15 protein-coding genes are annotated in these 25,127 nt (G+C 55.3%); 11 read left to right on the top strand and 4 right to left on the bottom strand.

All coding sequences use genetic code 11. The features are described from left to right. Positions 1-124 precede the first annotated feature (124 nt). From CFLAV_RS27245 to CFLAV_RS27280, 8 genes are all read left to right on the top strand, one after another. A complete protein-coding gene (locus CFLAV_RS27245) occupies positions 125-1,336 on the top strand; it encodes a glutathione-independent formaldehyde dehydrogenase (protein ID WP_007418119.1) in 1,212 nt (403 codons plus the stop codon). Positions 1,337-1,591: 255 nt separating this feature from the next. Beyond that, a complete protein-coding gene (locus CFLAV_RS34415; protein ID WP_007418121.1) occupies positions 1,592-1,783 on the top strand; it encodes a metal-sensitive transcriptional regulator in 192 nt (63 codons plus the stop codon). Beyond that, on the top strand, positions 1,780-4,254 hold the full coding sequence (locus CFLAV_RS27255; RefSeq protein WP_007418122.1) for a heavy metal translocating P-type ATPase: 2,475 nt from the start codon (positions 1,780-1,782) through the stop codon (positions 4,252-4,254). The genes CFLAV_RS34415 and CFLAV_RS27255 overlap by 4 nt, the downstream gene beginning before the upstream one ends. A gap of 56 nt (positions 4,255-4,310) precedes the next feature. After that, on the top strand, positions 4,311-4,730 hold the full coding sequence (locus CFLAV_RS27260; RefSeq protein ID WP_007418123.1) for a hypothetical protein: 420 nt from the start codon (positions 4,311-4,313) through the stop codon (positions 4,728-4,730). A 146-nt stretch (positions 4,731-4,876) separates the two neighbouring features. Beyond that, the gene (locus tag CFLAV_RS27265; protein ID WP_007418124.1) at positions 4,877-5,113 is read left to right on the top strand and encodes a hypothetical protein; all 237 of its coding nucleotides are present in this window, start codon (positions 4,877-4,879) and stop codon (positions 5,111-5,113) included. Continuing rightward, entirely contained in the window at positions 5,110-6,537 is a 1,428-nt protein-coding gene (locus CFLAV_RS27270; RefSeq protein ID WP_007418125.1) for a TolC family protein, read from the top strand. Before CFLAV_RS27265 ends, CFLAV_RS27270 begins: the two co-directional genes overlap by 4 nt. Positions 6,538-6,546: 9 nt before the next feature. After that, positions 6,547-7,956, top strand: a complete 1,410-nt coding sequence (locus tag CFLAV_RS27275; RefSeq protein ID WP_007418126.1) for a multicopper oxidase family protein — start codon at positions 6,547-6,549, stop codon at positions 7,954-7,956. A 433-nt stretch (positions 7,957-8,389) separates the two neighbouring features. Next, positions 8,390-9,403, top strand: a complete 1,014-nt coding sequence (locus CFLAV_RS27280) for a lamin tail domain-containing protein (RefSeq protein ID WP_007418128.1) — start codon at positions 8,390-8,392, stop codon at positions 9,401-9,403. Between the two features lie 27 nt (positions 9,404-9,430). Here CFLAV_RS27280 and CFLAV_RS33275 read toward each other — a convergent pair whose 3' ends face one another. The 3 genes from CFLAV_RS33275 to CFLAV_RS27290 all read right to left on the bottom strand — a co-directional run bounded on the left by CFLAV_RS33275 (position 9,431) and on the right by CFLAV_RS27290 (position 13,371). Continuing rightward, positions 9,431-11,770 (bottom strand): Ig-like domain-containing protein, encoded by a 2,340-nt coding sequence (locus CFLAV_RS33275; RefSeq protein ID WP_007418129.1) that lies wholly within the window; start codon positions 11,768-11,770, stop codon positions 9,431-9,433. A gap of 135 nt (positions 11,771-11,905) precedes the next feature. Then, positions 11,906-12,079, bottom strand: a complete 174-nt coding sequence (locus CFLAV_RS35805) for a hypothetical protein (RefSeq protein ID WP_007418130.1) — start codon at positions 12,077-12,079, stop codon at positions 11,906-11,908. Between the two features lie 176 nt (positions 12,080-12,255). Next, positions 12,256-13,371 carry a serine hydrolase domain-containing protein gene (locus tag CFLAV_RS27290; RefSeq protein WP_007418132.1) on the bottom strand — a complete coding sequence of 372 codons (1,116 nt, stop codon included), beginning with the start codon at positions 13,369-13,371 and terminating at the stop codon, positions 12,256-12,258. A 789-nt stretch (positions 13,372-14,160) separates the two neighbouring features. Here CFLAV_RS27290 and CFLAV_RS27295 point away from each other — a divergent pair. The 3 genes from CFLAV_RS27295 (at position 14,161) to CFLAV_RS35255 (ending at position 24,063) form a co-directional block, all read left to right on the top strand. Then, positions 14,161-18,258, top strand: coding sequence for a LamG-like jellyroll fold domain-containing protein (locus tag CFLAV_RS27295; RefSeq protein WP_007418133.1), 4,098 nt, complete (start codon positions 14,161-14,163; stop codon positions 18,256-18,258). Between the two features lie 115 nt (positions 18,259-18,373). Continuing rightward, positions 18,374-23,692, top strand: coding sequence for a LamG-like jellyroll fold domain-containing protein (locus CFLAV_RS27300; RefSeq protein ID WP_007418134.1), 5,319 nt, complete (start codon positions 18,374-18,376; stop codon positions 23,690-23,692). A 128-nt stretch (positions 23,693-23,820) separates the two neighbouring features. After that, on the top strand, positions 23,821-24,063 hold the full coding sequence (locus CFLAV_RS35255; protein WP_007418136.1) for a hypothetical protein: 243 nt from the start codon (positions 23,821-23,823) through the stop codon (positions 24,061-24,063). Positions 24,064-24,074: 11 nt separating this feature from the next. Here the strand turns inward: CFLAV_RS35255 and CFLAV_RS27305 are convergent, their stop codons facing one another. Then, the gene (locus CFLAV_RS27305) at positions 24,075-25,091 is read right to left on the bottom strand and encodes a glycoside hydrolase family 43 protein (protein ID WP_007418137.1); all 1,017 of its coding nucleotides are present in this window, start codon (positions 25,089-25,091) and stop codon (positions 24,075-24,077) included. Positions 25,092-25,127: the final 36 nt, after the last annotated feature.

Here is a 25,127-nt window from a genome sequence, read left to right on the forward strand (position 1 = left end):
TGCAAATGCAGGGTGTGTGCGATCTGATCAAGGCAGTAAATCCCAGATCGGTTCAAATCCCCCGGCACCGAATTGGTGCGCCAGCAGTCCTCAATGAAAGTTGAACACTGAACCAGGAGAAAAAATGAAAGCGCTTGTTTATAACGGACCGAGAGATGTCCAAATCAAGGAAGTCCCAGAAGCGAAAATCGAAAAGCCCACGGATGTGTTGGTCAAGATCACCAGCACGAATATCTGCGGTTCTGACCTGCACATGTATGAAGGCCGCACGAATGTCGAGGTAGGCAAGGTTCTTGGCCATGAAAATCTTGGGGAGGTGGTTGAGGTGGGGAAGGCCGTGGAGAAAATCAAGATGGGTGACATGGTTTGCCTGCCGTTCAACATCAGCTGCGGACATTGCAAAAACTGTGAGCGCGGACTCACCGGGTTCTGCCTGACGGCGAATCCTGGCACTGCTGGCGCGGCTTATGGTTATGCGGGAATGGGGCCTTATAACGGAGGTCAGGCTGAATATTTACGGGTGCCGTATGCTGATTTCAATTGTCTGAAGCTGCCCGAGGATGCCCGGGACAAGGAGGCGGATTACGTCATGTTGTCGGACATTTTTCCGACCGGTTGGCATGCCACGGAACTTGCGGGGCTGCAGCCGGGCGAATCTGTGGTGATTTATGGATGCGGACCGGTTGGCTTGATGGCGGCGCATTCGGCGATGATCAAGGGCGCGAGCAAGGTCATGATCGTGGATCGTCATCCCGACCGGTTGCGGCTGGCCGAAAAGATTTGCGCAATTCCGATTGATGATTCGAAGGAAGAGCATGTTGAAAAGATCATGGAATTGACGAATGGCGAGGGTGCGGATCGGGGTTGCGAGTGTGTGGGTTATCAATGTCATGATCCGGCGGGGCATGAGGTGCCAAACATGACGATGAATGACCTGGTGAAATCCGTGCGGCCTACTGGCGGAATTGGCGTAGTGGGGGTGTTTATGCCGGAAGATCCGGGCGCGGCTGATGAACTGGCAAAGCATGGAAAGATAGCCTTTGATTTTGGAAAGTTCTTCGAGAAGGGATTGCACATGGGAACCGGCCAGGCGAACGTGAAAGCATACAACCGTTATCTGCGCGATCTCATTCATCAGGAGCGGGCGAAGCCGTCGTGGATTGTTTCGCACGAACTGGCTTTGGACGAAGCGGCGGACGGTTATAAACACTTCGACGCCCGGGACAAGGGGTGGACCAAGGTGATTCTGCATCCCGGCATGCACAAGCGAACCGCTCAGAAGCACGAGGAGAAAAAAGCAGCACCGCGGTCGCAAAGACTCGCGCATGCGCATTGAGGCGCGGGGACGGTTGTCCGGAAGCAAGATTGATGATGGCGGCACAGTCTCACTGTGCCGTCTTTTTAACGTTCGGCAGGCTCAAGGAAAAGAAGACTCTGCTCAAGGGCGCAGTGGATTGACAGATACCCTACGGGGGTATATGGTATCTTACATTATGAATGCAAAGGCGCACGCTAAAGTTAAGTCCAGGATTAACCGTGTTGCGGGGCAAATCGGGGCGGTCCAGCGGATGGTCGAGAAGATCGCTATTGTGTGGATATCCTCACGCAGATAGCGGCGATTCGCTCCGCGCTGGATGCCTTGGGCGTCGAGTTACTTACCAACCATATCGAATCATGTGTGCTGGGCCACGGCAGCCTCAGTGAGCATAAATGCGCCAGGCCGATGAACCAGGCGCAGCTTTTGGCAGAAGTCCAGACCACCCTTTCAAGGTTCTTAAAATGAGCACAGCCATCGATCCCATTTGTGGAATGGCGGTGGATACGCAGACGAATCTCAAGGTCGAGCGTGAGGGCAAGACTTTCTATTTTTGCAGCACTCACTGCCGACAGGCGTTTCTGGGGCGAACAGCTCCACCAGTGTCACGCGGTTGCTGTGGTGGCAAGGCGGAGGTTTCGCAGGAAACATCAGGTGATTGTTGCCATGGCGATCATGATGCAAAGGCAGTGACACCTTCAGCCACGGCAAAATATTATTGCCCCATGTGCCCAGGCGTGGAATCGGACAAGCCGGGAAATTGTCCGAAATGCGGCATGGCAATGGAACCGGTCGCTTCGGCCATCACGGCTTCCAAAACGATTTACACCTGCCCCATGCACCCGGAAGTGCAGGAGGAGCATCCCGGGAATTGCCCCAAATGCGGGATGGCTTTGGAGCCGAAGGAGATTGTCAGTGAGGCTGAGGAAGTAAGTGCCGAAGCCAGAGATATGTCACGCCGGTTCTGGATTGGATTGTTGCTTGGTTTTCCGGTCCTCATCCTGGCGATGGGAGATATGATTGGGTTGCCGATCAACCAGTGGATTCCTCTAAAAGTAAACCAATGGCTTCAATTCGTCCTGACGACCCCGGTCGTACTTTGGGCCGGTTGGCTCTTGCTGCAGCGAGGATGGCACTCCGTAGTTACGTGGAATTTGAACATGTTTACCCTGATTGGCATGGGAGTTGGCACGGCCTACCTGTTTAGCGTGGTGGGATTATTGTTTCCCGGTATTTTTCCACATTCCTATCGGCATGGTGGTGGTGTTCCTCTCTATTTTGAAGCCGCAGCCATAATCACTGTACTCGTGTTACTGGGACAGATGTTGGAAGCCAAGGCGCGCAGCCGCACCGGACAGGCGATCAAAGCCCTTTTAAAACAGGCAGCGAAGACCGCCAGAGTGGTGCGGGATGGCGAGGAAACCGAAATCCCGGTTGCTGAGGTTAAGCATGGCGATCTCCTGCGCGTGCGTCCGGGCGAAAAGGTGCCGGTGGATGGAACCGTCGTCGAAGGCCAGAGCAACGTGGATGAATCAATGATCACCGGTGAGTCAATGCCAGTCGGGAAAGCTGCGGGAGATGAGGTGACAGGGGCAACCCTCAACCAGACCGGTTCGTTTTTGATGCGAGCGGAGAAGGTGGGCAAAGAAACGATGCTCTCACAAATAGTGCAGATGGTGGCGGATGCCCAGCGCACCCGCGCGCCAATACAACGACTGGCTGACACAGTCTCCAGCTATTTCGTTCCCATTGTGGTGGTGATTTCAGTCGTTGCGTTTGGCTTGTGGATGTGGCTGGGGCCGCAGCCGAAGCTGGCTCATGCCCTGGTGGCGGCGGTGGCAGTGCTGATTATTGCCTGCCCTTGTGCGCTTGGTCTCGCGACTCCTATGTCGATCATGGTCGGCGTAGGCCGTGGCGCTCACGAGGGCGTGCTGGTAAAAAACGCTGAAGCCTTGGAGGTTTTAGAGAAGGTGGACACCATCGTAGTGGACAAAACCGGCACGCTCACTGAAGGAAAGCCAAAGTTGACGCGGATCATTACCCGGCCCGGGATTGACGAGCAGGAAGTCTTAAAACTCGCAGCATCATTGGAACAACAGAGTGAACATCCGTTGGCAGCAGCCATCGTTCAGGCGGCAAAAGAGCATCGCCAGTCCTTGGAGCAACCCGAAACATTCGATTCCATTACCGGCGGCGGAGTAACGGGCCGGATTCAAGGGCGAAGCGTGTTGATTGGAAAACCTGAACTGCTCACCGGGAAAGGTGTGCGTGGACTGGAATCATTGCTTGAGCAGGGGAGAACGTTGCAGAACGAAGGACAAACGGTCGTGTTCGTCGCGCGAGATGGAGAAGCCATTGGAGCGCTTGCCGTGGCCGATCCGATAAAGGAAAGCACTCCAGCAGCCATTGCGGAACTGCACCGAATGGGACTGAAAGTGGTGATGCTGACGGGGGACAACGAACAGACGGCCGGGGCGGTGGCGGCGAAATTGAAGATCGATGAAGTGCGCGCCCAAGTAGAGCCCCGTCAGAAACAGGAAGAGGTGCGCCGACTGCGGAGCCAATCACATGTTGTGGCCATGGCGGGTGACGGCATCAACGATGCTCCGGCCCTGGCCGCCGCCAACGTGGGCATCGCCATGGGAACGGGCACGGACGTCGCAATCGAGAGCGCCGGGATCACGCTCGTCAAAGGCGATTTGCGTGGCGTGGTCAAAGCGATTCACCTCAGCCGGGCCGTGATGCGCAACATTCGACAGAATCTTTTCTTTGCGTTTATTTACAATGCGCTGGGAGTTCCCATTGCCGCAGGTGTGTTGTATCCAGCCTTCGGTATTGTGTTGAGTCCGATCATTGCGAGTGCGGCAATGAGTTTTAGCTCGGTATCAGTTATCACGAATGCGTTGCGACTGCGAGCAACCAGCTTGAAAGTTTCGTAGAGCGGAACTGTTTGACAGAATTGCAGGTTCGAGCATTCTTTGAATACGGATTGCCAATGACACTGAACGGACAAAAGCAGCTTCGCCCCAGTCTCCGCATTCTCGCGGCGGCGTGCCTGGTTGGCTGGTTGGTGGCGATGGGTGTTTGCTCGGCGCATTGTTCACTCGGTTTTCTCACGACAAAGTCTCCAGGCAAACGTCCATGCTGCCAACATGAAGGCGGCAAGCAGGAGTCCGGCAACAGTTCCTGCCTGATCAAGAAGTCAGCATTGACCACGGTGACCGCTCACTTGCAGTTTAAACCGGAACTGCGTCCCCTCCACGTTCCAATCACCAGCGAACCGGTTCAGGAAGCAGTCCTGACCCAGACACTGATTTCTCCATTTCGCCAAGGGCTGCCGACCGACCGGCCAGCCACGCCTGAGGTGTATCTGGGTGCGGCCACTTTCAGTCTTGCTCCCCCTTTCCGTAGCTAATCAACTGCCTGTTTGATGGCTTAGGTTTTTCTTTGGTACCTGTTCAGGGCGAACTCTCACCATCGGATGGAATGCTGCTTGCGCTTACGTAATTGCGCTCATGAGGGCATAGCGGAATATCATGTAACTTTTGGAGTACTCAGAAAATGAAATCAGTTCAAATAATCTCCTTGTTGGGCGCTGCCGGACTGCTTGCCAGTTGCGCTTTTCATACGACGCCGCTACCCGCAAATCATCCGGCGGACCCGAATGCCGCGGAATCGGTAATGCCTGCCGCAATGCCAATACTGACGGGCGAGGAACAAACGAATTCAATGCCGGTAGGAAAGGATACGATGCCGGACGAACATCAGCATGTGCATGGGAAGGGCTCAGCGAAATGAGAACATTACTATCACTCTCATTACTCGGCGCGGCAGCGTTCACCGGTTGCGCAACCCATCCGAATCAGGCGCTGCAAGAAAGTGAACGTTCCCTGTCCGACAGAACGGGCGCGGAAGTCCGCTGGATTCGACAGGAAAAAGATCGCGAGGAGATTGAGAAATTAATCGCACCCTTGTTGCAGCAGGAATTGACGGCTGAATCGGCGGTGCGGATCGCGGTGCTGAATAATCGCAGTTTGCAGGCCGAGTTTGAGGAGGTTGGGATTTCACAAGCCGAGCTAATTCAAGCCGGGCTATTGAAGAATCCGCAATTTGCGGCGAGTTGGCGATTTCCAGATCGACCGCATGCGGGAGTGGATGCCGAGTACTCGCTGGCGGGGGATGTATTGGAACTAATTGTACTGCCTTTACGCAGGAAAGTGGCAGCGCGCAATCTCGAGCAAACGGAGTTGAGAGTCTCGGATGCTGTGCTGAAGCTGGCGGCGGAGGTGGAGACGGCGTTTTACGAACTGGAAGCGAGCGAACAATTGCTCAAGCGGTTTAGGGCGATTAGCGAAGTGAATGAAGCCGCTGCGGAGCTTTCCAAGCGCCAGCATGAGGCGGGAAATATCACCGATCTGAATCTGGATCAGCAGCAGGCCATGTATGCGCAATCACGGGTGCAAATCTCCCAGACGACCCGCTCCATCCGCCAGCAGCGTGAACGACTGAACCGGCTCATGGGTTTGTGGGGAAAGGATCTTGGCTGGAAGATCGCGGATCAGCTGCCGGAGATTCCCGAACAGGAAATTGCCTTGGAACATCTTGAAAAGGCAGCCGTTCAACAGCGAATGGATTTGGCCGCGTTGAAGCGGCGGGTGGATAATACCGGTTACGCATTGTCGCTGCGGAGCAAGACGCGGTTTGTTCCTTCCGCCATTAATCTCGGTGTGGATACCGAGCGCGATCCGGATGGCACGCGCATTACCGGGCCGACGCTCGACCTGGAGTTGCCGATCTTCGATCAGGGCCAGGGTGCGGTGGCGAAGCTGCAGGCGGAGTATCACAAGGCGCAAAGGGAGTTGGAAGCGATGGCGGTAAACATTCGCTCGGAAGTGCGGGAAGCCAGGGATTTACTGATCATGAACCGGGATCTGGCGCGGTATTACGGCCAAACACTGCTGCCACAACGGATGCGCATCGTGAGTGAAACCCTGGTGCAATACAACGCGATGCAGGAAGGAACTTTTGAATTGCTGACAGCGAAGGAGCAGGAGATTCAGGCGGAACGCGAATACGTGGAGGCGTGGCGGGATTATTGGATTGCCAGAGTTGAGTTGGCGCGGGCGGTGGGAGGAAAATTGAATTTCAAAAACGACGCGCCGCTTACGAATCAGAAGGAGAAGGCCAATTCGACGGAAACGGAACATAACCATCATCATTAAATTTGTTTTATGATTACGCGAAGAAAATTTGTGGTTGGAGCGGCGGCGATTACCGCCAGCTCGGCGGTGATATCGAAATTAGACGCGACCGCGACCAATGCACCTCATGCTGAGAGAGCGCCGCAAGGAGAAAGTGTAAGTCAGGAGTCGTTGCCGCCCGGCGAACCGGGCAGGGACTATACGCCGGTGATTACGCCCAACAATGTGAGCCTGCCGTGGAAGTTGGTGGATGGCGTGAAGGTATATCACTTGATCGCAGAGCCGGTGAGACATGAGATTGCGCCGGGGTTGGTGATTGAGGGTTGGGGTTACAACGGGCGCATCCATGGGCCGACGATTGAAGCAGTGGAAGGGGATCGGGTGCGGTTTTACGTGACGAACAAACTGCCGGCACCGACATCGATTCATTGGCATGGGATTTTGCTGCCCAATGGGATGGATGGCGTTTCGGGATTGACGCAGAAAGGGATTCAACCGGGGGAGACTTTCAAATACGAGTTCACGCTGCGGCAGCATGGAACGCATATGTATCATCCGCACCATGACGAGATGACGCAGATTGCGATGGGGATGATGGGGCTGTTTATCATTCATCCGCGTCATCCCCAGGGACCGCGGCCAGATCGGGATTTTGCCCTGCTGACGAGTGAATGGCGCATCGATGTGGGAACGTCGCGCCCCAATCCGAATGAGATGACCGACTTCAATATTTTCACCTTCAACGCCAAAGCATTTCCGGGGACCGAACCATTGGTGGCGAAATTGGGGGATCGTGTTCGCATCCGGTTGGGCAACACGGGGGCAATGAGTCATCATCCGATTCATCTGCACGGGTATCAATTCAAAGTGACGGGAACGGACGGTGGGCAGACTCCGGAGTCCGCACAACGGCCGGATACCACGACGCTGGTGCCGGTGGGGACGACGCGGACGTTGGACTTCGTGGCGAATGCGCCGGGCGATTGGGCGCTGCATTGTCACATGACGCATCATACGATGAATCAAATGGGGCATCGTTTCCCAAATTTGATCGGGATCAACACTGAGGGTTTGGGCAAAAAGATTGGCCGACTGTTGCCGGGTTATATGACCATGGGAACTGAAGGGATGGGTGACATGGGAGAGATGGGGATGAAAACGCCGAAGAACAGCATCCCGATGGTCGGGGCGGATGGACCATTTGATTACATCACGATGGGAGGTCTCTTTACCATGCTCAAAGTGCGTGAAGGAATTGCGAGCTATGCTGATCCGGGCTGGTATCAGCATCCACCGGGAACGGTGGCGGAGATCGCTTCGGATGAAGATTTAAAAAAGGATGGCATCGAAATGGGAGTGGCAATGAAAACGGCTGCGCTTCCAGTCAAGGACGATGCCTGGTGTGATACAAAGGCATTTGCACAAGCTCGCGTCAAATGAGCGGCGGGTCATACCTGAAATAAAACGAACCAGATCCGAGGCGGAACCAACGCCGGGCATATTATACCGAATGCCAAAATTAATTTCCGGAATGGGGAAAAGAACTGGATGGCAGGAGGCGATAAGCCTGATGAAGGTGGAGACTGAAAAAGCCATGGCCTTGGGGAGGAGGAACTTCGTTAGTCATTGGTACAGGGTGCTTTTGATTTGAGGCGGCGTTGTCGGTCTGGTCGCTATCTACGGATAGCGCCTGCGACCTCCGCCTTGCCTCAAACCAAAATCCCTCCTGCCATCCGGAAATTTCTTTTGGCATTCGGTATAGGATATGGCTCTGTCCGGAGAGTCTGGGATTTGGTTTAAGTAACCGGTGACCTTGCAATTCTGACGAAGGCACGCTTTAAGCTTCTTCAACAACTACATAATTTTATCATTTATGGGAAATAACTTTTTGGGGACGGGATTCCAGAAGTGGTTGCGAGGGGTTGCAGTGTGTCTTGGGCTGGGTCTCTGTGCGGGACAAGCGTTTCAAATTACCTCCACAGATTTTGCCGGAGGAGGACATTTCCGGATGGAACACGAGGCAAATACGAATTCGTATTACATTCTCTATCGCGGGACCACGCTGACTAACATTGATACCCCGGTGAGCATGGCGTTGGGCGTGGGGGTGACAGGGCAACTGGTTGATACGAATGTCAATTTGATGCTGTCAAATGAGATGGCATTTTATCGAGTCCTGGAGGTGCCGCTCACCGATCCAATGGATATGGATGGCGATCTGATTGATGATGCGTATGAGCTCATGCATGCGCCGTGCCTTAATCCGCTGGATCCGACGGATGCGCTGGCGGATTGTAGCGGCAGCGGCCATACCAACCTGCAGGTTTATCTTTCGCAGTTTAATGGCTTGCTGATCAATGAAGTTGATTACGACTCGGTGGGAACTGATACCGGCGAGTTTGTGGAGATCTACAATGGTTCCACCAACACGATTTCGATGACCGGGCTGGCGTTGGTTTTCATTAATGGCGCGAATAATCTCGAGTATCGACGGGTCAAGCTTACCGGAGCGTTAACACCGGGACAGTATCTGGTGGTGGCGGACAATGCCGTGACCGTGGCTGCGGGAGCGGCAGTGATCCGGTTTGCCGGCGTTCAGGATAATATCCAGAATGGTGCGCCGGATGGCATCGCTCTCTTTCATGTGATATCGCACACGGTTTTGGATTCGCTGGCGTATGAGGGCGGGATGACTGCGGCGTTGATCGATGGTGCGCCCGGAACTTACAACTTTGTGGATGGAACAGCTTTATCCGCTTCGGTCGCGGATTCCAATACCGTGGCCGGCTCACTGGCTCGTTTACCCAATGGCGGCGACCTGCATAATGATAGTGTGGATTGGCAGTTTTCAAGCACGCCTACTCCCGGTGCGGCCAATGTGCCGTGATTGAGGGTGGGGGCGGGATTGATGCCCTTACTGCGGGCTGATCGGCATGGTGCTTTGGATTGGGGTTTCGCCGCGCAACATTTTGCCGGCTTCGTTGGCCAGCTTGAGATACCAATCGCTGGGGAGATTGGTTCCGTCAATGTTCAACGGCACGAAGGTGCCCTGAGCAGGCAACTGGGCGGGAGTTGGTGCGATTTTGAACATGGCGGTGCCTTCGTCCACTTCGTCAAACATCGCACCGTAGATCATCGTGCAGCCGGAGCGAACGGCGTTGTAAGCCTGCCGCCAGTAGAACGTGCCGCCGTTGCGCGGAATCTGGTTGAAAGGGCCACTGTTTAAATTGGTCCAGGAGAAGCCGGGGAAAATCACGGGCATGTATTCGCGGCCAGCACTGGTGGCAGCGGCCAGATCGGGCACAATTTGGTTCAGGCGAAAATTGTCCGCGCCCGAGTTGTCGCCATAACGTCCGACGGACCATGGGCTGATGATGTCGAAGGAGCGAAACACGGGCGACCACGCGGCATTGGTCTGAGTATCATTGTTGAGCGTTCGCCAATAGGTGGGCAATCCGCCCATGACCGTGCAGCCAGCGGATTTGAAAAAGTTGATGGCTTGCTGGCCCTGTTGCGGCGTGTCGTCACGACCGGAAAAACCGAATCCCCAAATGGCGATTACGGGCTTGCCGTTGTGCTTGAGATAAAACGGGCTGTCGGTGATATGCAGGTTATTGACCAGATAAGTCCAGTCATTAGTCAACTGGCTGACGAGCGTATTGGTGGGCTGCCCCGAAATGTCATACATGATGGCAAAGACGCGTCCGTGGGCTTCAGCGCCGGCGCGGACATTGGCCGTCACCTGATTGCGCAAGGCAAAGAACGCGGGATCGGAAAGTTCCCCGGTGAAACGTTGGAGAAAAACACCGTCGAGATGATTGTCCTGCATCCATTTGAAATGCCGCATCACGGTTTTCTGATTGAAGGCGGAATAAAGTTTTGCGGGCGAACCGTTGGAATAGGTCAGGCTCGTGGCGAAGAGCTCGTCCGGGTCCAGTTCGGAAGTATCGGGCCACAGGTCGAAGGTGGCATTGGTCGCGGCGGGGTTGTTGTTGCGAAACCAATGGACCCAGCGATTGGGGGCCGAGCCATCGTTGGGACAGGCGAACCAGCCTTGATAACCCATGAGCAGTTTGTGGTACATGGTGGTGGGGTCCACTTCAGAAACGAGTTGGAAGAATTGCCGGGTGTTGTTTGCCGGCAGGATCCATGTGTTCGGATTATTGGTGACCACGGTGGCATTGGTCACGTTCCGCCAAAGGATAGGCGTGGAAAGGTTGGAAGAGGCCTGGACGATCATGGGCGCGGCATTGGACGGCCAGGAGAGCAACACGTTGGTGCCTGCCGGGCTAATGCTCAACGAGAATGAGGCAGACGTGGAAACTGAAGAGGAAACGGAAACGGGAGCAGAGAGCGTGGTTGCGCCGGAGTTGTCGGTGGCAAGAACGGTCAGTACACAAGTGCCGGAAACAGGATTGCTCCACGTGACACTCCAAGGGTTGCTGCTGCGCTCGCCGATTTTGGTGGGGCCGACGAAGAATTGAACATTGGTGATCGTGCCGTCCAAATCCGTGGCGCTGGCAGTAATGGTGAGGGTGGGATTTTGATTGTTGAAATAAAGCAACGCACCATTGGTGGGGCTGGTAATGGTAACGAGGGGACGGAGCGTGGCGGTGGAGTTGCTGGCCTGGGGCGCGATGAAATCTGTGGCTCTGGTAATGGCGAGGTTATCCCATTGTGCAGCGACGGGGAAATATCCCGGCGCGGTTCCTGTGCCGACCAGGCCGTCGTAAAATGCGCGTACCACAATGTTTGTGCCGGTGGTCGACGTGTTGAAGCTGTTGTAAACGAAGTAACCCTTGTCCGCCTCGGAATCGGAGTAGGAGAGAATGACCTGCGGTTCACTGGGCGCGTCGTTGAAGTCAATGACGGTATTTACATGGTTGGCTGCGTTGCCCAGATTCCATAAATACGCGCTGAAGACGTAGGCCGTGGCGGGTTCCAGGGTGACCAACTGATTGTAGCCGCTGACAGGAGCGCCGCCATCCACCTGTGCCTTGGCCACGACGTTGCCGTTGACGGGCACAGTGTTTGATCCGGCGGTGGCAAAAATATCGCCGCTCCGACTCCAGCCGATTGGCGAGGGATAATTCGTGTTCACCAGCGGGCCCTGGAACTGAAAGTCGCCGTTGGAGATTAACTGCACACGTTCCGTTCCCGGCTTGATAGCGGAGATTTTTAGCCGGGTTTGAGCGGGGGCAGAAAAACAGATTCCGAACATCAGCCCCGTTAAAAGCACCAGATTAGATTTCATTGCCACAAGATTCCAGCCGTTGATTTTTGATCAATAAGGCATTTGGGAAATAACTATTCTGACGAACAACCCTCCCGGGGTCGATACTGAATTGCCTCCCCACTTTCGGGGATGGCACGCGGCAAGGCAAGATGATTAGTATTCAGCCCAATCACCCGTGCCTTGTCCCGGTGCGGGGGGCAAGGTCGTCGGCTTCGTGACATCCGCGATCTGCGTGATCTGGCGTTTGTTGCAGCCAGTGAGGAGCATCAGGAGCACTGTCAGGAATGTTGCTGCACTGCACAGGTTGGCCACGTCTGTTTCATCCATTTATTTGCCGATGCTGCGCATGCGGGGGAACATAGGAAATAACCTCGCCACTGTCACGGAGAACCATATTGATACTGTCTCCAAGGGTGTTGAGTGGGTATGCACTAAGGCGACGACCACCCAGACGTCGTTGGTGTGCTGTTGGATCCGGCCTATGTCTTTGTCAGGCGGTGTCATCATGGCACGGGAACAGTGGCGAAGGTTGCGGTGAGGGTGGCGAGAGTGGCGAGGTTGGTTTTGTCGAAGGGGGTGGAGGTGCAGTTGGCGGTGAGGGCGAGGACGAGGTGGGTGTCGGGAAATAGTAGCAACACGGAGGTGCCGCCAATGGAGCCGCCAGTGTGCATGAAGATGGGATGGCCTTGTTTGTCTTTCATAAGATACCAGCCGATGCCGTAGCCGGTCGGTTTGCCATCGGTGGTTTTTTGAGAGGTGAACATGGTGTCGAGTGTTTGGGCTTTGAAGAATCCGGGGTGGAGGTGCATGGAGCCGAAGCGGACGAGGTCTTCGGGGGTGGAAAGGAATCCACCGGCAGCCCATTTGTAACTGTTGTCGATAGTGGGCGAGAGTTTGAAGCCGCCGTCGCTGTTGGTGTCGTAGAATTGAGTGCGTTGGGGGATGTCGCGGTTGGCGTAGTCGGGCATGGTGTTTGTCATTTCGAGGGGAGTGAAAACGGCCTTTTCCATGTAGGTAAGGAAATCCTTTTTAGCGGCGGATTCCATGATCCAACTGATTAGACTCCAGCCGTGGCTGGAGTAGGAAAATTTTTCGCCGGGTTTGGAGAGGAGGGGATCGTCCTCGAAGAGTTTGACGCCGTCGCGGACGGTGGCGAAGTGTTGGTTGATGAAGAGCTCTTTTCCCTGACTGCCGCGGGAGATGCCGGCGAGGTGTCCGGCCAGCTGACGGGTGGTGATGCATTGGCCTTTGTCGGGAAAGTCGTGGACATATTGATGGATGTCGGTGTCAAGGTCGAGCTGGCCGTGTTCGACGAGGAGCATGAGTCCGGCAGCGGTGAGCGGTTTGGAGATGCTGCCAATGCGAAAGAGGGTTTGGGGTGTGACCGGCTTTTTGGTTTCAAGGTCGGCATAGCCAAAGCCTTCGGACCAGAGGATTTTGCCGTCGCGACCGATCGCGATGGAGAGGCCGGGGACTTTGGGAGCGATTCTTTCGCGGATTTGGGTGCGGGTGTCCTTGATGGCGTCGTCGAGGGATGCGGCGAGCGCGGAGGAAGCGAGGAGCAGGATTAGACAGATCAGGTGTTGCAGGTGGAACGGGCGCGGAGTGGGGCGGAACATGGGGATAGGGAAGAGGGAAAATGGAGGACAGGCAATGGAAAATTTAGTTAAACCGCAGATGGACGCGAATGAACGCGGATGGGGAATGGAAATGACCGATGGCAAATGTTCAATGCTCAAAGAATGATCAATTTTTCAAGGTCTTGTGAGGCGTGGTGTTCCCGCAGGCGGTTCGTATTTGGCAGTGATCGCGCGATTGCTATCGTGAGATCTCTTGGTGGGGAGGATCAGACGAATCGGCACACAGTCCATGCAATCGTTCACTTGTATAGACAATACTGAGGAGACACGCGGAATGGTTTGTTCCGCTTTTGAAGATCAGGTTTTGGTCTGTGATTGATGCACTGGATAGGTAATTCGCCATTTTGGATGTCCGGACTTAGCGAGTAACTAGTTTGAAGGCGTTCATCTAAACCCTGGACTTGGGAAATACTAAGTAGGTGGCAAGATGTTCGATCACATTTCCGGAATCGCCGAGTCAAAGAAACCCTTTATTCTCACGGTTTTCGTCGCTCGAAGTGCATGATTTGTGACCGAATTTTTTGCCGACTACTTAAGTCCCGCTCCCTTTGCCTCTAATAAGTCAGACACGAGGCTTCCAATTTACTGTACATTTTAGTCTTGCTTTATCTTCGCGAACTGACTTATACAACTTACGTTCCCTTAAAAATGTCACGGCGCGATGCCTTACCGTTTTTGCGTCGGGTAATCCAGGAGTCGACGTGTTGCCTTTTACTGAAAGCCATTGGAAGCCCGAGTAAATCAAACCAAGTCTCAGCATAATCTCGTATGAACTCTAAAAACAACTTTACCCTTCCGCCCAATGGTCTGAAATCCATTGGCGGCAGGATGTTCCTCAGCGCCGTCGCTGCCATGTCGCTTGCGGGTGCGGCTTTAGGATCTCCAATCGGAATGAATTTCGTGCGTGGTCCCGGTGGTGATGTCGCCGGCGTTGCCAACGCTACTGCGAACTCATTGGCTCCGACCGACACGGCCGGGGCGCCTGGTTTCACTCAGGCTAATTGGAACAACCTCGGCTTCGTGGGAACGAACATCAATGTCCTGGACAGTTCGGGAGTGCCGAGTGGAGTGGTTGTCAGTTGGGTCTCCGCCAATATGTGGAGCCAGTCCGGTGGGGGAAACCCGGGCACCCAGGGAGGGCCCGATGCCAACCTGATGAATGGCTACCTGGATTCCAACGCCGGGGCCAACACCACCATGCAGGCCAACATGTTCAACACCGCTGCCAACAACAACCGCAACTGGCCATTGGTCTACTTTACCGGTTTGAGCGCCTGGATGGCGGCGCAGGGTGTGACGGCTTACGATCTGGTTATTTATGCCGACGGTGACGACTCCGGGAATGCACGCACAGGGGAATATTGGACCATCGATGCCAGTGGTTCGCCCACGGCCTTGACCTACGGAGGCGACCAGGTAAGCCATGTGTTTATCTGCGACCGGGCCAACTTCACCACCACTGGTGCGTACGCCCAGGTTCCGCTGTTTGTTCAGAGCGGCGGGGGCGCTCAATTTGGAAATTTCCCGGGGAACTATGCCGTTTTCACGAGTCTAACGAATGACACTTTCATGTTGCGGGACGAAGAGTTCAACACCCGTAGCGTCATCAATGCCATTCAAATCATTCCCCGCGCCACGGCTGGGCCTGCGACCATTGCTCCGCTGCCCGACGCGCCGACCCTCGCCCATGGAACGGTGCAGCTTCGCGGGGTGGTAGCCGGTCGCCTGCCGTTTAGTTATCAATGGAAGAAGAATGGCGTCAATCTCGCCAACGTCGGCAACATTTCCGGCGCCAACACTGCAACCCTGACCATTTCCAATGTTACGGCCGCCGATGTTGCCGGTTACACGCTGGTGGTCACCAACCCCGGTGGCGTCGCCACGAGCAGTGTGTCAGCGTTGACAATTGTGAATCCGACCGCGGGCAGTTACGCCGAAAAGATTGCCACCAACAATCCCTACGCCTATTGGAGGTTCAATGAGGCCAATGATCCCTCCACAAATTACGCTCCGGCCTATGACATTGCGGGCGGTTTCACTGGCATTTACGGGAATGCTGCTTTGAATGGATACAACGGAGTCACCGGTCCGCAACCGACGGATTTTCCCGGATTTGAAAATGGAAACACGGCTCTGCAGTCCGCCAGCACGGCGATGCGCACGTGGGTCACAGCTCCAGCGCTGAATCTCAATACGAATGCAGTGACGATGTGCGGATGGATTTATCCGACAGCCGCTCAGGGAGGTGCAACGGCGCTGCTGTTCTGCCGGAACGGCAACGACGTCGCCGGTCTCGGCTATGGCAATAACAACAACTTGGGATATACCTGGAACAGCAACAGCGCAGCCACCTATAACTTTGCGTCCGGCCTGGTGCCCTTGACGAACGCCTGGTCATTTGTGGCGCTGACGGTCAGTCCGACGAATGCCGTCCTCTACCTTTACAACACCAATGGTCAACTCTCGGTAACCAATGCCATCAACCATACCAATCAAGCGTTCAGCGGCCTCACCTACATTGGATGTGATCCCAGTTCTGCCGCCACGCCGCAAGGCCGTTCTTTTACCGGTATGATTGATGAAATGGCGGTCTTCAACCGCACGCTGCCGCAGACTGAAATCTATAATCTCTACAAAAAGGGACTGGGCCTCGCGGCCATTGCGCCGGTGATCCCAATTCAACCGCAGTCGTTGGCGCTATTTGAGGGGCGAACTGCCAAGTTCAATGTCACTGCTTCGGGTGATGCACCGCTCTCTTTTCACTGGCGGAAGAACGGCGTGAACTTGTCCAACGGTGGCAATATTTCCGGCGCGACCACGCCGTCCCTGACCATCAGCAATATCACCATCGCCAACGATAGCGCGAGTTACGACCTTGTGGTGGGTAACATCGCTGGTTCACTCAACAGCAGCGTGGTCACCTTGACGGTCGTGGCTTCCAACAGCGCACCCACCGCTTATGAAGCCAAACTGCGGACCGCGAACCCCATCTCCTATTGGCGCTTAAATGAAGCCAATGGCAGCCCTTACTCCTACGATTATTGGGGCGGCATCATCGCCACCAACGAAAATGTCACCCTCGGCGTATCCGGGCCGCTGCCGCCTGATTATAAAGGTTTCGAAGCTGGCAACACCGCAGCACAGTATGACGGCTTAAGCGCGGCCACCGACAGCAGTGCCGTCGGCCTGCTGAACAACCGCTCCCAATTCTCGGTCGTTGGGTGGTTCAACACCGCGGGACCCATTGGACTGCGCGTTGGTCTGTTTGGGCAGAATGATGTGGTCGAATTCGGTTTTCATGGTCAAGACCCAGACAGTCCGACAGGCCAGGGCATTCTTGGCATGTGGACACCGGGCGGAGCGGCCTTCCTGTCCCAGACCAATGTGATACCGGGTGTATGGTATCTGATCGCTGGTGTGGGGAGTGGCACGAACGTCAGCGTCATTCTGCTCTCCACGAATGGTGGCGGCGGATTCCAGGTGGTGCAAGCCTCCACCAGTGGCACTACCACGAATTATGGCAGTTCGGCTGATTCATTCCGTATCGGTGGTGGCGGCATCCTGGATACTCCCGGTGTCAACGGCAATTTCTTCACTGGCATCATTGACGAAGTGGCGGTGTTTGACCGTGCCCTGTCAGTAGGTGAACTCTCCGACCTGTTCGGCGCTGCGTTTACTGGTGGTGATCTGCCGCCTGGGATCTCCTCGCAGACTGGATCGCTAACCTTGTATGCCGGCCGGACCGCCACATTCAGCGTGAATGCGGTTGGTACTTCGCTCCAATATCATTGGCGCAAAAACGGAGTGCCGTTGGCTGACAGCGGCAATCTCTCCGGCTCTTTGACCGGGACCCTGACCATAACAAATGTGTCGGCTGCGAACATTGCCTCGTACGATGTGGTGATCACAAACAGTGTCGGCAGCATCACCAGCAGCGTGGTCACATTGGGAGTCATTACTCCGGCAGCAGGTGGTTACGAAGCAGCCGTGATTGCTGCCAATCCGCTCGCTTACTATCGGTTGAACGAAACCAACGATCCATCTTCAGGCACCGTGGTCGGCCACGATTATTGGGGCGGGCACAACGGAGTATACGGAGTTGGCGCACTGAATGGTTTCAATGGCATCCTGGGTCCGGTGCCGCCGATCTTCACCTTTGAGACCAATAACACTGGCATAGCTGTCTCTGCGAATACCGTCAGTTCGCACGTGACGGCTCCATTTGGAAGTCTAAGCACGAATACCGTAACGATGACCATGTGGATTCAGCCGACGGGAACCTTCGATGTCTTTGCAGGGCTCCTGGTAAACCGCAATAGCGGCATAGGCGGCGGGTTTGGGTATACCGGCGGTCAACTTGGTTATACCTGGAACAACGACAGCGGGGCCACCTGGGGTTTCAGATCTGGATTGGTGCCGCCATTGAACCAGTGGTCCTTTGTGGCCCTGGTTGTTGAACCGACGCAGGCCACGTTGTACATGATCAATCCGGATGGTGTGCAATCTGCCACCAATGTATTGGCACATACCAGTGACGTGTTTGGTAATAATTGGCGGATAGGGACTGATGACCTGAATAATGACAACAGCGGCGCCCGTGATTTCACTGGCCTGATCGATGAAGTGGCGGTATTCAACTACGCCATGACGCCGGCACAAATCAAAGGTCTTTATAGCGCTGGTGGTCCGCCTTCGGTGACCTTGAACATCCAGTCCTCCGGGGCAAACGTGGTCCTGACCTGGGCACAAGGGACGCTCCTGCAGGCCACCAGTGTGGCCGGACCATGGACGACCAATAACGCCACCTCTCCTTACACGACCTCGCCCGCCGGAGCGCAAAAGTTTTACCGGGTGATCGTGAAGTAGTTGGGCCGAAGTGTTGGCTTTAATCAAGCGGCCGGGGGCGTGGAGCCTCCGGCTGTTTGAGTTGGCCGGTGAAGATTGCGTGTTCAACATAGTGCTCACTTAAAAGAAAGTTAACGTGCGTAAATCAGCAATAAGTTCCCCCGCGCAGCCTGCTGGTTGCCGGGATCGTCGGTACCTTCGCCCCCGTTCCGTTTGCCGCCTGGGAAATCTTTTCACCATCGCGCTCGCATTGATCTTCTGCGCCGAAATCCGATCCACACTGGCCGATAACCTTTTGACCGGGACCATCATTGGCACCAGCGGTTCCTGGAACAATAGCGGCAACACCAAGGAAAAGGCGATGGACGGCAGTCTGACCACGTTCTTTGATGCGCCCACCGGCAATGGGGATTGGGTGGGACTGGATCTGGGCACGAACGTCAGCAAGGTTATTTCGCAAGTGCGGTATTGCCCTCGCAGCAGCAATGAAGCGAGAATGGTGGGTGGCAAATTCCAGGGAGCCAACGCGGCGGACTTTAGTGGCGCGGTGGATTTGTACACGATCACCGCGCAGCCAGTGACCGGCACGTTGACGACGCAATCAATAAGCGTGACCAACGCTTTCCGCTATGTGCGTTATCTTTCGCCGGACGGTGGTTTTGGCAATGTGGCCGAAGTCCAGTTTTACGAAGCTGGTGTGGTCCTGCCGCCGCCGACATTCGGCGTGTACCGGGAGTTGTGGACGAACTTGAACTCAGGTGGAGGTGCTACACTGGACATGCTGACCAATACGGCCGTGAACCCGAATTGGCCAAGCAATCCAGCCACGGTCTATACAAAGATTTATACCAACTTTGAAACTGAGGCGGGCACCGGGATGAACAATTACGGGCAGCGGTTGCGCGCGTTTGTTGTGCCACCAAACAATGGGGTTTACACCTTTTGGATTGCCAGCGATGACGCATCGAAACTTTCGTTGAGCAGCAATGAGAGTCCAGGCAACTGCGTGGGAGTGGCCTGGGTCAATGCGTGGACAGATGCCCGGGAGTGGACGAAAGAGGCAAACCAGAAGTCGGGAGCCATTTATCTGGAAGGCGGGAAGCGTTATTACCTCGAGGCCTTGATGGTGCAGGGAGGCGGAGGGGACAATCTCTCGGTGCGATGGCAGTTGCCCGATGGGAGCATCGAGGAACCGCTCGGTGGGACGAGGTTGATTCCATATACCGGGTTGAGCAATACGCCAGGAATTTATGTGCAACCAACGAATTTAACCGTGACGGAACATGGGAGCGCAGCCTTTTCGGTGCTGACGACCAACCAGTCGGAGATGACGTATCGATGGCGGGTCAATGGGGTGAACCTTAACACGGCTCAGGCCAGTCAATCGGTTTATACCGTCAGTAACGCGAGCGTGACACTCAACGGACAAAGCTATAGCTGCGTTCTCTCCAACAGTTCCGGCGCGATCACCAGTGCTCCGGCAGTCCTGACGATCATCGGAGATACAACGCCGCCGACGCTCGTTTCAGCAAAAAATGGTTCGTTGACGAATATCATTATCCGCTATTCGGAACCGGTTGAGCCGACATCGGCGACGAATCGGTTGAATTATGCGATTAGTCCGAGCGCGACGGTTTCGTCGGTTTTGATGTTCGATTCGCAGAGTGTGCTGCTGCTGGTTTCGTCGCTTGCGCCGAACACAGGCTATACGGTCACGGTAAATGGGGTGCGCGACCTGGCCTCGACACCAAACATGATTGCGGCAAATTCGAAGATCAGTTTTACGGCGAGTGCTTACGGTCTTGGTCTGCGTCCGGCGTTCGGGCCTTTTCTAAACAATCAAATGCCGGAAACAGCGCCGGTCATTTCCGGAAACTGGTCGGCAGTCGTGGCTTTTACGAACCTTACTTTTACGAATGCGCTTGGTTTGGCTTCGGTTCCGGGTACGGATAAATTGGTGGTATGGGAACGGGAGGGGCGGGTCTATTCATTCACCAACGATCCGGGTGCGAGTTCCAAGACGCTGGTGTTGGACTTGAGCAATCAATGCCAGGGGTGGGATGACTCGGGACTTTTGAACCTGGTGTTTCATCCGGGATTTGTGACGAACCATTTTGTCTTCGTTTATTACACGTGGGTGACACCGGGAACAGTGGTGGGGAGTCCAACGGTGAGGCCGCCGACATTTGTGACGGGGGCGTACCATGACCGGCTTTCGCGATTTACGTTGGATGCGAATGGGGTGGCGATTCCCGGTTCGGAACTGGTGTTGGTAGATCAGGCTGGGGATTGCGTGTGGCATAACGGGAGTGGAATGTTCTTTCATCCGACGAATGGTTTTCTCTATGTCACGGACGGGGATGATGAGAATACGTCGAACACTCAGATTATTGATCGAGGCCTTTTCTCCGGCGTGTGGCGACTGGACGTGGATATGCGCGGAGGCGCGATCAGCCATCCGATTCCGCGGCAGCCTGTGAACGGAGTCACGGCGAATTATTATATTCCCAACGACAATCCATTTGTGGGTGTGCCCAATGCGCTGGAGGAATTTTACGCCATCGGGCTGCGGAGTCCGCATCGGATGACATGTGATCCGGTGACGGGAAGGATTTTTATTGGCGATGTGGGCAATGCTTCGTGGGAGGAGTTGGATGTGATTGAGCCCAATGATCCGCCGGGATTGAATTTTCAATGGAGTGTCATTGAAGGGTTGAATGGAGATTTGACGCCGCCGTACATCGGTGTGAACAGGCGTCCGATCCTCAACTACAGCCACAGCGAAGGCCAGGCGATCATTGGTGGTTATGTCTATCGCGGGAGTCAGTTTGCAGCGGATTTGGGCGGGAAATATATTTTTGGCGACAACGTGCAAAAAAAGATTTGGGCGTTGGATGAATCGACAACGCCCGCAGGCAAGATTCTGCTTTGCACGATGCCGACGGGGGCGGGGCCGAATTCGGGGAGTGATTATACCGGATTGTCCTCGTTTGGCTTGGATAAGAATAACGAGTTGTATCTTTGTCAGATGAGCAGTGTGGGAGGTCATATTTTCAAGCTGGCACGATCCGGACCGCCTCCCGTCAATCGCCCGATACCGGCGACGCTCTCGGCAACCGGGGCGTTCAAGGATTTGAGCACGCTGGCGGTGAGTGATGGTTTGGTTCCTTATACGGTGAATTCGCCGCTTTGGTCGGATGGGGCGGCGAAGCAGCGCTGGATTGGTTTGCCGACAAATAGTTTTGTTCATTTTGCGCCGACGGGTGAGTGGGCGTTTCCCAATGGGACGGTGTTGGTGAAGCATTTTGATCTGCCGGTGGATGATACGAATCCGAATGTTTTGAGACGGCTTGAGACGCGGTTGCTGGTGCGGGATACGAATGGAGTGGTGTATGGAGTGACGTATAAGTGGCGGACGGATTATTCGGACGCGGACATAGTCACGAATGGGATCAGTGAAAATATTGTTATCAACACGGCTTCGGGCACGCGCACGCAGACGTGGTATTATCCGGGGCCGTTGGATTGTTTGCGGTGTCACACGGCGGCGGCGGGTTATGTTTTGGGGGTGAAGACGAGGCAATTGAACGGCAATCTCAGTTACCCGGTTTCAGGCGTGACGGACAATCAATTGCGTGCGTGGAATCATGCGGAGATGTTTGATACGAATATCGTTGAAGCGAATATCAGCGGGTATTCGAAACTGGTGAAGGTCAGTGATACGTCGGCGTCGTTGGAATTGAGGGTGCGGTCGTATTTGGATGCGAACTGCTCGCAGTGTCATCGGCCGGGTGGGGCACCGGCGTTTTGGGATGCGCGGTTTGATATTCCGCTGACGAATCAGAATATTATTAATGGTGTTGTGGGTGATACGTTAGGAATTGCCGGGGCGAAGGTGGTGGTGCCGCAGGATCTCACGAAGTCGGTGATGTATTTGCGGGTGAACAGCCTGGGCACTTACCAGATGCCGCCGCTGGCGCGGAATACGATTGATTCATCGGCGGTTACTGCGCTGGCGGAGTGGATAACGACGTTGCCGTCGCCGCAGATTTCTGCGATTGCGGATGTGTTGATGGATGCGAATAGTTCGACGGGGCCGATTGGTTTCACGGTGAGCGATGGGGCGATGTCGCCTGACCAGTTGATGGTGAGCGCGAGTTCGTCGAATCCATCGTTGATTCCGAGTAATCACATTGTCATTCAAGGGAGCGGGAATAATCGCACCATCACCGTCACTCCCGCAGCCAACCAAACGGGTTCGGCAATTATCTCCATTGTGGTGAATGATGGAACGGTGGCGACGACGGGGAGTTTTACGGTGACGGTGAGGGGAATGCTGGCCGCTTACTATAAGTTTGAGGGGAATGCACAGGACAGCAGCGGACAGGGGAACGATGGGGTTTTGAATGGCGGGGTCACGTTTGTGCCCGGCAAGGTTGGCGCGCAGGCGGTTCAATTGGATGGGAGCACGGGGTATGTGCAGATTCCGGTTTCGGCCATCGATGATTTTACCATTTCGCTTTGGTTGAAGACCACGGATACGGGCGGAACAGGTCAATGGTGGGCGGGCAAAGGATTGGTGGATGGCGAGGTGAGCGGTGGATCCGCAGACTTTGGCACCACGCTCGTGGGTAATCAATTCGCGCTGGGTGTGGGCGGTTCCAATGGGAATCCTGATGTGACGATTCTTTCGAGCACGGCGGTCAATGACGGTGTGTGGCATCATTTGCTGGCGACAAGAAATTCCACGACCGGCCAGATGGCGGTTTACGTGGATGGTGGCCTGGAATCGACCGGCACTGGGTCGGTTGGTCCGCGAGTTGGTCCTCCGGCACTTCGCATCGGCGGTATCCAAACTGGAACTGCCACGGGATTCCTGGCTGGCACGGTCGATGATGTCCGGATTTACAATTATGTGCTCAGCAGTAGTCAGATTTCCTCGCTGGCCACGCGTGCGCCGGTGCTGGCACCGATTCCGAATTTCAGCATGGTGGCGGGTGCGACGCTCAGGTTGACGAACAGTGCGGTGGATGCGGCTATTCCGCCGGAGACGTTTGCGTTCAGCCTGTTGAGTTCGCCTGCGGGTGCGAATTTGAATGGGACGAATGGGGTGCTGACGTGGCGTCCGACGATGGCGCAGGCGAATACGAGTAATCAATTCGCGATCAAGGTGAGTGATAGTGGTTCGCCGAGTACGGGGGCGACGCAGAGTTTTTGGGTGTCGGTGGTTCAACCTGTCAGGCCGAACCTGGGTGGGTTGAGTTCTGATCATGGGATGATTCGGTTTTCGATTTCCGGGGATTTGGGGCCGGATTACACGGTGCTGGGTTCGACGAACCTGCTTGATTGGGTTCCGATTGTGAATACGAATCCGCCGATCATGCCGTTCTTGTTTGTGGAGCCGAATAATACAAATTATGGCCGGAGGTTTTATCGGGTGCTGCTTGGGCCGTAGAAATGGGGAATGGCCACGAAGAGGCACAAAAAGCACAAACGGAATTTAACCGCGGACGAACGCAGATGAACGCGGATGGGGAAGGGAATGATCAATGGCCAATGCTCAAGGCCTCCAAGGAATGACCAATGATTAAGGTCTTGTGGGGCGTGGTGTTCCCGATGGCGCATTGTGTTTGGAGGTATCTTCACTCATCCCGGGCTTCTCCCATGCGCAAGGTTGGGGATGGCGCTGTCCTGTTCCGCTTCGGATGGCGAGGGTTGAAGAGTTTGCATCGTGGGCCGAAGCGGATTCTTTTTGGGGAACGTGTTCCCAGACCTGCGCCTGCGGCTTCGGTCTGGGCTAAAATAAACCGGGCCCGTTGGGCCTAAACGTATGGTGGTTAGGGCTTGGCGGGGGGGACGGCTTCGAAGGTGATTTTTACGGGTTTGATGTGGTCTTGGGTGTCGAATTCCATGTGGTCGATGCAGGTGACGCGGTGGTTGCCGTCGGTTTCGCCCAAGGGGCGGCGGTGGTAGACGATGTACCACTCGTCCTTGCCGGGGAGTTGGATGACGGAATGATGGCCGGCGCCGGTGGCGACTTTGGGATCTTGCTGGAGGATTTTGCCGATGCGCTTGAAGGGGCCGAGCGGGGAATCGGCCATGGCGTAGGCGACGGAATAATTCGGCCCGGTCCAGCCGCCTTCGGACCACATGAAATAATACTTCGCGCCGCGGCGGAACATGACGGAGCCTTCGACGTAACCTTCGGGTGTGATTTCCTTGTAGGTGGTGCCGTCGGCAAAGGGTTCGAGGCCGCGAAAGTCATTTTTGAGGCGGCAGATGTTGCAATGACGCCAGCCGCCGTAGATGAGGTAGTATTGGCCGTCCTGATCTTTGAAGACGAATTGATCGATGGGTTGCGCGCCGTTGTGGAACTGGCCAATCAGCGGTTTGCCGAGATAGTCATTGAAGGGGCCGGCGGGTTGATCGGCCACGGCGATGCCGATGCCGCCGAGTTGGTGGTCGTTCTGGATGTCGTTCGCGCCGAAGAAGAGGAAGTAGCGTCCGTTGTTTTCAGCGACGGCGGGTGCCCACATGGCGCGACGCGCCCAGGTGACGCTGTTGGTATCGAGGACGCGGGTGTGTTTGGTCCAATGCACGAGGTCGGGCGAGGAGAAGGCATCGAGAAATACCTGTTCGTCGTATTTGGCGGAGTAGGTGGGGTAGATCCAGAATTCCTTGCCGAATATTTTGGCCTCAGGATCGGCATACCAGCCGGGGAAAATGGGGTTGCCGGAGTGTTCGGGCGTGGCGGTTTGATCGGCGGCGTGGAGGGGGCAGAGGGCGGAGAGGCTGAGGGCGACAAGCAGGGTGAACAAAAGCTTTCGGGGTTGCGCGAACGAATGGCGTTTCATCGGGTGAGTTTAGCGGGAGGGGGTGGGTTTGTCAGC

The sequence above is a fragment of the Pedosphaera parvula Ellin514 genome, assembly GCF_000172555.1.
GTDB lineage: Bacteria > Verrucomicrobiota > Verrucomicrobiia > Limisphaerales > Pedosphaeraceae > Pedosphaera.

Coding starts and splice junctions, on each gene's coding strand:
- CFLAV_RS27260 (WP_007418123.1), top strand. CDS start 4,311: ATGACACTGAACGGACAAAAGCAGCTTCGCCCCAGTCTCCGCATTCTC.
- CFLAV_RS27280 (WP_007418128.1), top strand. CDS start 8,390: ATGGGAAATAACTTTTTGGGGACGGGATTCCAGAAGTGGTTGCGAGGG.
- CFLAV_RS27255 (WP_007418122.1), top strand. CDS start 1,780: ATGAGCACAGCCATCGATCCCATTTGTGGAATGGCGGTGGATACGCAG.
- CFLAV_RS27290 (WP_007418132.1), bottom strand. CDS start 13,371: ATGTTCCGCCCCACTCCGCGCCCGTTCCACCTGCAACACCTGATCTGT.
- CFLAV_RS27270 (WP_007418125.1), top strand. CDS start 5,110: ATGAGAACATTACTATCACTCTCATTACTCGGCGCGGCAGCGTTCACC.
- CFLAV_RS27265 (WP_007418124.1), top strand. CDS start 4,877: ATGAAATCAGTTCAAATAATCTCCTTGTTGGGCGCTGCCGGACTGCTT.
- CFLAV_RS27305 (WP_007418137.1), bottom strand. CDS start 25,091: ATGAAACGCCATTCGTTCGCGCAACCCCGAAAGCTTTTGTTCACCCTG.
- CFLAV_RS27275 (WP_007418126.1), top strand. CDS start 6,547: ATGATTACGCGAAGAAAATTTGTGGTTGGAGCGGCGGCGATTACCGCC.
- CFLAV_RS27295 (WP_007418133.1), top strand. CDS start 14,161: ATGAACTCTAAAAACAACTTTACCCTTCCGCCCAATGGTCTGAAATCC.
- CFLAV_RS33275 (WP_007418129.1), bottom strand. CDS start 11,770: ATGAAATCTAATCTGGTGCTTTTAACGGGGCTGATGTTCGGAATCTGT.
- CFLAV_RS35255 (WP_007418136.1), top strand. CDS start 23,821: ATGATTAAGGTCTTGTGGGGCGTGGTGTTCCCGATGGCGCATTGTGTT.
- CFLAV_RS27245 (WP_007418119.1), top strand. CDS start 125: ATGAAAGCGCTTGTTTATAACGGACCGAGAGATGTCCAAATCAAGGAA.
- CFLAV_RS35805 (WP_007418130.1), bottom strand. CDS start 12,079: ATGGATGAAACAGACGTGGCCAACCTGTGCAGTGCAGCAACATTCCTG.